General features: G+C 57.3%; 6 protein-coding genes and 2 pseudogenes. 2 read left to right on the plus strand and 6 right to left on the minus strand.

Annotated elements, in window-relative coordinates:
* Positions 1 to 9: 9 nt before the first annotated feature.
* Positions 10 to 339, plus strand: a pseudogene (locus tag QMO80_RS32970) (transposase); the annotation flags it as partial.
* A 128-nt stretch (positions 340 to 467) separates the two neighbouring features.
* Here QMO80_RS32970 and QMO80_RS32975 read toward each other — a convergent pair.
* The 6 genes and pseudogenes from QMO80_RS32975 to tnpB form a co-directional block, all read right to left on the minus strand.
* Positions 468 to 1,844: an aminotransferase gene (locus tag QMO80_RS32975; protein WP_283201824.1), complete on the minus strand. Its 1,377-nt coding sequence runs from the start codon at positions 1,842 to 1,844 to the stop codon at positions 468 to 470.
* Positions 1,845 to 2,041: 197 nt separating this feature from the next.
* On the minus strand, positions 2,042 to 3,094 hold the full coding sequence (locus QMO80_RS32980) for a MurR/RpiR family transcriptional regulator (RefSeq protein WP_283201825.1): 1,053 nt from the start codon (positions 3,092 to 3,094) through the stop codon (positions 2,042 to 2,044).
* A complete protein-coding gene (locus QMO80_RS32985) occupies positions 3,063 to 3,521 on the minus strand; it encodes an aminotransferase class III-fold pyridoxal phosphate-dependent enzyme (protein ID WP_283201826.1) in 459 nt (152 codons plus the stop codon). The genes QMO80_RS32980 and QMO80_RS32985 overlap by 32 nt, the downstream gene beginning before the upstream one ends.
* 522 nt (positions 3,522 to 4,043) lie before the next feature.
* The gene (locus tag QMO80_RS32990; protein ID WP_283201827.1) at positions 4,044 to 5,324 is read right to left on the minus strand and encodes a KamA family radical SAM protein; all 1,281 of its coding nucleotides are present in this window, start codon (positions 5,322 to 5,324) and stop codon (positions 4,044 to 4,046) included.
* 959 nt (positions 5,325 to 6,283) lie between these two features.
* Positions 6,284 to 7,818: pseudogene (locus tag QMO80_RS32995) on the minus strand (IS66 family transposase).
* A gap of 52 nt (positions 7,819 to 7,870) precedes the next feature.
* The gene (tnpB, locus tag QMO80_RS33000) at positions 7,871 to 8,014 is read right to left on the minus strand and encodes an IS66 family insertion sequence element accessory protein TnpB (protein ID WP_164865584.1); all 144 of its coding nucleotides are present in this window, start codon (positions 8,012 to 8,014) and stop codon (positions 7,871 to 7,873) included.
* 53 nt (positions 8,015 to 8,067) lie between these two features.
* Between tnpB and QMO80_RS33120 the strand changes: the two genes are divergently transcribed.
* Positions 8,068 to 8,397, plus strand: coding sequence for a DUF5372 family protein (locus tag QMO80_RS33120; protein WP_164865583.1), 330 nt, complete (start codon positions 8,068 to 8,070; stop codon positions 8,395 to 8,397).
* Positions 8,398 to 8,520 lie beyond the last annotated feature (123 nt).

Genomic DNA, 8,520 nt, shown 5'->3' on the forward strand with positions numbered 1-8,520 from the left:
GTGCCCATTATGACCAGTCACAGTCCTAAGATAGAAGTCCTGTCCGGCCCTGAGCGCCGCCGTCGCTGGTCGACGGCAGAGAAGCTTGCCATTATTCAGGAGACTTATGAGGCGGACGCCACGGTGAGCATTGTTGCTCGCCGCTATGGCATCCAGCCGAACCAGTTGTTCACCTCGCGTAATCTTGCCACCCAAGGGGCTCTGACGGCAACCGCTGCCGAGGAAGATGTCGTTCCGGCATCAGAATATCGTGCGCTTCAGAACCAGGTCAAAGAACTACAGCGTCTGCTCGGCAAGAAGACGATGGAAGGCGAGATTCTCAAAGAGGCGCTTGAGATTGTCAACTTCACTCAATGCACAAGTTTGGTAACCTCGCGGCCCCGCCGTAAAGGTGCGCCGCGTGGGCTCGCAGGAAGTCCTTTCATGAATGGGCGGATCGCCCGACTAACGGTCTGCTCAGAAGAGCTTCAGACGAACTGATCGAGATTGTCACGAAGGCGCTTTACGAGCCAATCGATCTGGTCCTTCGAAATGATGAGCGGCGGCGAGAAGGCTAGGCTTTCTCCGACAGCGCGCGTGATCAGTCCGGTCTCGAAGCAGCGCTTCCAAACCGGCTTTGCCAAACTCGAAACCGGCTCAATCGGCGTCCGCTCCTCCTTGTCCCGCGTCAGTTGGACGGCAGCCATTAGGCCAACGCCGCGCACCTCGCCCACCAGCGGATGGTCGAGCAGTTCGCGCAGCTTCGCCTGGAAATAGGGGCCGGTCTCTTCACCCACGCGCTCAATGATCCGCTCGCGCTTTAGGATGCGGATGTTTTCGAGCGCCACGGCAGCCGCCACGGGATGGCCCGAATATGTATAGCCGTGGCTCATTCGGCCGGGCTTGTCCATCAGAACGCTTGCCACCCGATCCCCGAAGACGGAAGCAGAGATCGGCAGATAACCCGAAGACAGGCCTTTTGCGGTGGTGATAATATCGGGCTCGATCGCGTAGGTCTGAGAACCGAACCACTTTCCGGTGCGGCCAAAGCCGCAGACCACCTCGTCGCAGATCAATAAGATGTCGTATTTCCGACAGATCTCCTGTACGCTCTTCCAATAGCCGGAGGGCGGGATCAGCACGCCGCCGGCCCCCTGTACAGGCTCTCCGATAAATGCTGCTACATTCTCCGGTCCAACCCGAAGGATCGTCTCCTCCAGCCCGTCGAGCGCCCATGCGCAGTGTGCCTCGACGGTCTGCCCGCGGCCGTCACGCCACCAGAAGGGCGCTGGCGCGTGGTGGACGTCAGCGATCGGGACGCCCGCAATGTCGTGCATGTCATCGAACCCTGTCAGAGAACCGGAGCCGATCGAACTGCCGTGATAGGCGTTGTGCCGCGAGATAATCGCCTTGCGTTCGGGTCTGCCCAGACGCGCCCAGTAGAGGCGGGCAAGACGGATGTTGGTGTCGTTGGCCTCAGATCCGGAGTTTGAGTAGAATACACGGTCGAGGCGGTTGGGGGCGACCGAGGCGATCTCGGCCGCCAGTTCGGCGGCCGCAGGGGTCGTGGTCTTGAAGAACGTATTGTAGTAGGGCAACTCTTCCATCTGCTTCGCCGCTGCCTCAGCCAGCTCCTTGCGGCCATAGCCTATGTTGACGCACCACAGGCCACCCATGCCGTCGAGCAGCCGCTCGCCCTCACTGTCCCACAAATAGACGCCTTCACCGCGTGTGATGACACGCACGCCGCCATCGGAAACGAGTTCCTGTTGGTCTGCGAAAGGATGCATGTGATGCGACAGGTCGAGAGCGCGGATGCTTAGAGTATTGTAGGGCTGGTTTTTGCTGGCGATCGGCCTGTTCATGATTTGAGATTCCTTCAGGATGCCTAGGATTGAAATCGGATTCAGCTGGATCGCGGGGTGATGCGGCGGCTCAGGCCACTATGACCAGAACATAGACGGGAGAGAGCGTGCGAAGGTCGTGGGGAGAAGCCTGGAGATTCGCATCGTATGTGAGCTGGCCCGCGGCACATCACCTGATGTTGCGATGAAGTACGTGTTCACGACCTCTTCCCTTCAGTCCAGTATGCCCCCAACTCGGAGAGCCGCTTGTCCGTTGCCGCCAGTTCGTCGATCGCCGTCGCGCCTTCGAAACCGACTTGCCTTGCCACGACAATCTCGAGCAACGCTCCGACTCCGACTAATGAAGGAAAGAAGGAAGAAATAGACGTCGGTACCGTTAAGATGTGGGAAGCATAGGCGGAGATAGGAGAAACGAGGCTGTCGGTAACAGCAAAAACCGAGGCCCCCATCTGCTTGGCCAAGCGAGCAGCAAAGACCGATTCACGCGCATACGGGTCGAAACTTACCAATAGGAGGCCATCTGTTTCTCGAATTTTTCCGAGCATATCGCTTCGGGCACCGCCAGGGTCATTCACCAAGATGCCGTTCTGACGAAACATTTGATACAAGTAGAAATACTGATATATGGGCGCGAACGCGCTGCGGACTCCGAACATGAATAGCTTTTCAACTGTCAAAAGCTGGCGCGCAAAGGAGTCGATTCGGTCTTGCCCATTTCGGGAAAGTATTTCCCTCAATATCGCTTCATGCTCGTGGGCTATCGTCGGATGATGACTATCTGCGCGGGAGGCATCGTTCCGGACTTGTAGCTCTCGAGCTCGAGCCGAGAACGACGACAGGCGTCCCTCCTTCAAGGACTCCGCGAACTGCTTCTTGATATCGACATAGCTCGAGTGCCCAAGTGCCTGAGCTAGCCTGACTAGCGTTGAAGCAGGTACGTCGGCCTTCCTGGCAACGTCCCTCATAGACAGCAGAGCGACGTCCTCAGGGAAGCGCATCATGTAAGCAGCCGCCTTTTGATTCTGAGGTGATAGCTGCTCAAACTCCTGGCTCATTTTGGCACCGAATTCAGCAAGATTCATGTCACTACTCCTAACTGATTTTTTGACGCCGCCCGCACCTATCCCCGGTTCTCCCATGAAGGCGGCGACGTTCTCGGGCCCGATATCGAGGATTTTCGCCTCCATGGCGTTGGCCCCCTCGCGGCCATAGGCGGCATCATCCTCGTCGCGCCCCAGGCGCCGACGCATGCGGGATTCCGGCAGTCGGGCCGGGGATCTGATGCCTATCCGCAAATCGGCAGTGGCTTGCCGCCGCGACGGTCGAACCGTGATAGCGTAGTCGCGGCTGAGCACGACATGACGCTCGGGCTTCCCCACTGCTGACCAATAGGTCCACATCAGGCGAAATGCCGGGTCGGGCCTCGGAGCCGGAATTGGCGAAGAAAAAGTCGTAGATGCCCTCGGGCGTCAGTTCCGCCAAGTGCCCAGACAATTCGATCACCTGCTCATGCGAAGTCTTGAAGCACGTATTGTAGAAGGCGAGTCGGTCCATCTGCCGGTGCGCCACCTCTCTGAGTTCCTTGCGGCCGTAGCCAATGTTGACGCACCAGAGCCCAACCATCCCGTCGAGCAACTGGCGGCCTTCCATATCCCAGAGGTTAGACCTTTTCGCCATGGATGGCGACCCTTGACCGGCTCTCATGGAGCAATGCGTAGCGTTAGGTGAACGGATGCAGGTGGTTGGCAAGATCGCCCGCGCGCAGGTCGTACCTGAGCGTTCGGGCGGGGGCTGGTGGCTCATCGCCTCGTCTCCCTTAATGGTCCATACCCAATTGGCGGACGGGCCGGTATCTAGCGGAATGCGGCACAGTTTCAGTCAGGCGTGGCGGCGGCAAGCATGTCGCGGATCATGGTGTTCCTCTTTTTTTCGCGATTGCTTATCTTTGCGGGTAGTAGGGCCATCCCCGGCCAGGAATGGCTCTGCTCCGCCTCAACAGCCTACGCCAGAAGCCGGCGCGCACCTTCGCGCAGAAGATGTCAGCGGATCATCGGGCGTATCCGGATGCGGAAAGGAAACAACTTTGCTATCTCTTCGGGAGGTTCTGCCAGGCTTTGCAACCTGCCTCGATAGGCCGCCCTCCTCAACGTCTCCACGCAGGTCCGCGATAGCGTCTATGCATGACGCAGAGTCGCTCATTCAAACCGCCATCGATTTAGCTCGAGCCGCCTCAATCGCATCGCTCAGTATACGATGGGCGCGCTGGGGATCTAACCATGCCGCCTGCGCATCTGGAGAGAGAGACTGCAAAGGATCCGGATATGTGAAAAGCTGACCCGGCCGGACAGATGGAGCCCGGTACACAGCAACCCCTGTTTGACTGTCATAATGCTCGAAGCTGTGAACGTCGCGCTTTCCACCGCCTCCCGGCGTGTCGACAACGAACAGCGGGGTGTTATACCCGGCCGTGATCCCGCGTAGGGCCTTTTCTATCTGACATGCAAGCCTCACCGAGCACCGCATGTGCTCGATTCCGTCGACAAGATCACAAATATACACGTAGTACGGCTGGATATGTAGGTCTGAGAGTTTTTTGATGAGCTGTTTCATAACCTCGGGATCGTCATTGACGCCAGCCATCAGAACCGACTGATTGCGCATCCTTACTCCACGCTTGAAAAGAAGCTCTGCAGCCGCAATCGTGTAGTCGGTGATTTCTCGAGGATGGTTGAAATGGGTGTGAAATGAAATCTCTACGCCCCGATTCCGACCGGCATCGCTAATGTTGATAAGGGCCTCAGTCCATTCATGATCGCTTGTAACTTTCATAGGCAGCACAGCGAGGCCTTTCGTCGCAAATCTGATGCGGCGAATAGAGGGGATGGACAGAAGGTCCCTTCCGATTGCTAAAAGTTGGGAAGGTTTGAGGCGAAAGCAATCTCCTCCCGACACCACTACATCAACGATGGCGGGGGTCGCACAAAGATATTTCAGAATCGTATTCCAGCGAATCCGGAATGGCGACGCCCTCTTCTTCAATACCGACTGTGTGTCGAAACCCACACTGTAACTGCGGGTGCAAAAACGGCAATAGACCGGGCAGCGATCCGTTGCGAGTAAAAGTGCCTTGTCGTCATAGCGATGCACCAGTCCATCTACAGGTGAACTTTCTCGTTCGTGTAGCGAATCCATTTTTAGCAACGGGTGAGATGGGAGAATTTCGCTTCCAACGGGAATAAACTGCTTTCGGATCGGGTCTTGGCTGAAATTCGACCAGTCGATCAAATTCAGCACATAGGGCGTGATCCGCATCGCCATCGGCGCGCGCGCGAGGCCGAGCTCAACGTCTCGCATCAGGTTGCCGTCGGCGTCGACCCCCATCCATTCGCGCAACTGGTCAACGCGAGTAACAGCATGACGCTCTTGCCATGCAGCGTCAGCGAACTCATGTCTCATCATCTCATACGCAATGTGGCTCATCGGAGCTTCCCTTGAGCGGAAAAGAGGACAGATGCAGGATAACCGCCTTGACGGCGGCAACAGCATAGCCGGTGAATGCGATCACAGGGCGATCGTCCAAAGTCGCGACGCGTTTGCGGATAACACAGCATGAATCGTGCCAAAGAAGACAATCTTTTTAAAACAATATCATAGCGCTGGTAGTGCCATTCGCATGTCCGGCTTGGTCGGACATACGACATCGAGGAATGCGTTGCACAAGGCGGGAATTCCGCGGTGCTCCGACGGAATCCGGTGGAAAACGCAGCCGACATCTAGGTGGTTTCTGTCGCGACATTAGTAGGGGTGACGGATAACTAGTCTTTCAATTTGAGGCGGTCGACCTCACAATAATGGTGCGCATGGGGAGGCCAGCGACAAAACATCACGGAGACACGAGCGTGGATCATTGTGCCGGCATTGAGCGCGCCCTGAAGGCGCGCGAGGTCATCATGAGGTGATTGTGAACTCCAATGTTTGAATGGTGCATTGCTCCTATAGCCACGGCGGATCGTCGCCATCCACTCCTGTCAACGCAGGGAAGCATGTGCCGCTCGTAACGCTCATCGCTGATGCTGTGCGCGCAATATCTCGTTCGAACTGCCGACACCATCGAAACGCAAGCGCGGAAATCCCCGCACCTGTTCATAGACGTGGCAGTGAGGGATTCTGTGTCCACAAGGGAGACTGTGGACATGGGATAATCGCGGGAGCGAGTCGGCGGTGTAGCGCTATTATCAAGCTTGAGGTGACTCTTCCCCGATAGGGTGAAGAAACGGGCTCACGGTTTTGGATCGGGCCCAGCAGCATAGAGAGGAACAGTCGAGACTGGAATTTATTGGACTTGATGTGTCGATGAAGGGTAAGCGCTCGTTTCCCAGCACGTTGACGTGCTTGATTTCGGCAGATCACGTTCGAAGTGGGAACGGCAGGTGGCGTAATCAGGCAGTTACGACGCTGACGAAGTTGAAGGGTAAGAGGTCGTCGACATCGGTATCGACGGCGCGTTGCGGCAACTCAGTGAGAACGTGGCGCAACCATGCTAACGGCTCGACGCCACAGGCGCGACAGGTCAGCATCAGGCTGTAAACGATGGCGCTGGCGTTAGCTCCTTCGACGGTGTCGCTGAACACGCGCTCCAGAAGGTTGTTGTCGATCGGCGTCCTGCCGTCCTCGGTATAGCGCGTCAGATATTCCCATTGATTGAGGGTGTAGGATATTGCGTCGCCGAGCTTGCTGTCAGGCAAGACCTTCGGCTTGATTTCGTCGAGCCATTCCTTGAGGGCGTTGAGGATGGGGACACTGTGTTGCTGACGGAAACGGCGAATGCTGTCGGCCTGGGTCTCGCCGTCCTCCGGCGTTTTTTCCCGCGCCTGCCTCTCAACCCGGTAGAGCTGTTCGAAGAACCGGAGGGCTTGCTCCGGCGGCCCTCCACCCGTTTTTCTGGCCTTGAGGGCATCGACAAAGCGCCGTCTGGAATGGGCCATGCATCCAACATGAGTTGCGCCACCCAGCGTGCGCCAGGCGGTGTAGCCATCGCTCATCAATATCCCACGGTAATCACCGAGGAAGGCCTGCGGGTAAATCTGGCCGCGGCCTGGCTGATAATCGAGCAGCACGATCGGTTCGGCACTGTCCTCGCCGCTCCGGTAGGCCCACATATACGATGTGTCGGTGGCCACCCTGTTCTCTTCCTTCAGCACCTGAACCGTTGTCTCGTCACCATGAATGAGGGGCTGCGATCTGAGCCGCAGTTTCAGCGCGTCATAGATGCGATGCAGGTGCTTTTCGCTTGAGCCGATTACCCAGTGGCCCAAAGTGCCTCTGCTGACAGGAACGCCGGCGCGTTCGAATGCCTGCGCCAGACGGTAGAGTGGTGTACCGTCGACGTATTTGTGAACGAGCGCGAAGACCAGCGTCGAGGCCGTGGCGATGCTGCCTGGCAAGGGCTGCGGGGGCATCGGCGCAGTTATAATCGGCGTGTTGATCCCGGTGCGGTCGCAATTGCGGCAAGCATATTTGAACCGAGCATTTTGCAAGACCTTTGCCTTCACCTCGATATGAAGTTGCTCGGTAACGATCTCGCCCATGCGATGCATCTGGCTCCGACAGCAAGGACAAGCCTTTTGATCGTCGGGAAGGTCATATTCGACGCGCTCGCGCGGTAGGTTTGCTGGCAGCGGCCTGCGGCCACGCTTCTTCCCCGTGGCGCTTTCACCGGGCGGCAACCCTGTGTCCGGAGGTCAACGACATCGTTCTCTTCGCGGTCGGCGTCGTCCTTACCAACAACCTGTTCAGCTTCATTGAAGAGGCGATCAACATGTTTTTCGCTGCGCGGCGCAAAACGATGAAGCCGTGCAAGCGCCAGCTCTTCCTCGAGTTTGACAACGTGTTCTGTGAGCTGGCGGTTCTGCGCCTCCAGCGCCGCAATGCGCGCCATCAACTCTTCAACAGTCGGTTCGCCGGTTCGTACCATCGTAGTCTTGAATCTGAACCGCCGCCCCGCGTCAACCGACCAAGCGCCGCCCTTAGCCGGCGACCTGGTATTGCCGCACCGGGTGGCGGACCATTGCGTCGATATCAATGCCGTCGAGTATCCAATGGAGCTGCTCGGTTGTAAGCGCGACCACCGGCACTTCACGGCGCGGCCATCGGAATTTGTCCTCGGTCAACCGCTTGTCCCTTATCTGAGAATGCAGCCTCCCCCAGCGCAGATCAGCAGCTAGTGCTGGTTACGCATCAGTTTCATCCCCTTTTCGGACGGCAGCTGCCCTGCGTTGGTAAGCGAAGTAACTTGCAGGGCGAACGTTTGCTGTTGCAGACCGACGATGGCGCCATATGGCCGGTTCCCCCTCAATGGACTGATCTTGTGAGCATTGATCCGGAAGTTGTCGCGAGCAATGGGCGCGCTCTCTTGCTGGTTACGAACTTGATGGAACTAGCCAGCATGGTGGAACACCTCTGTGGCAGGTTGGCAGCGCGGTCGCGAGCGGAGTGTAAGGATAATTATGCCGCCAAGGTAAACGAGATTATGCCGCAGGAGGACTCACAATGAGCAAAATAGCCCGCTTTTCCTGCCACTTCTCTCTAATTCAATGTGAGAGCGTCCTTGATATAAACGAGAAGTGCGGTATAAATATATTTACATCAATAGACCATCTCACACCCGGAGCCCGCA

Origin of the sequence: Rhizobium sp. BT03 (assembly GCF_030053155.1) — a bacterium.
GTDB lineage: Bacteria > Pseudomonadota > Alphaproteobacteria > Rhizobiales > Rhizobiaceae > Rhizobium.

Bases quoted from the DNA above. Each gene is read 5' to 3' on its own strand.
- QMO80_RS32975 (WP_283201824.1), bottom strand. From the start codon at position 1,844: ATGAACAGGCCGATCGCCAGCAAAAACCAGCCCTACAATACTCTAAGC.
- QMO80_RS32980 (WP_283201825.1), bottom strand. From the start codon at position 3,094: ATGCGTCGGCGCCTGGGGCGCGACGAGGATGATGCCGCCTATGGCCGC.
- QMO80_RS32985 (WP_283201826.1), bottom strand. From the start codon at position 3,521: ATGGCGAAAAGGTCTAACCTCTGGGATATGGAAGGCCGCCAGTTGCTC.
- QMO80_RS32990 (WP_283201827.1), bottom strand. From the start codon at position 5,324: ATGAGCCACATTGCGTATGAGATGATGAGACATGAGTTCGCTGACGCT.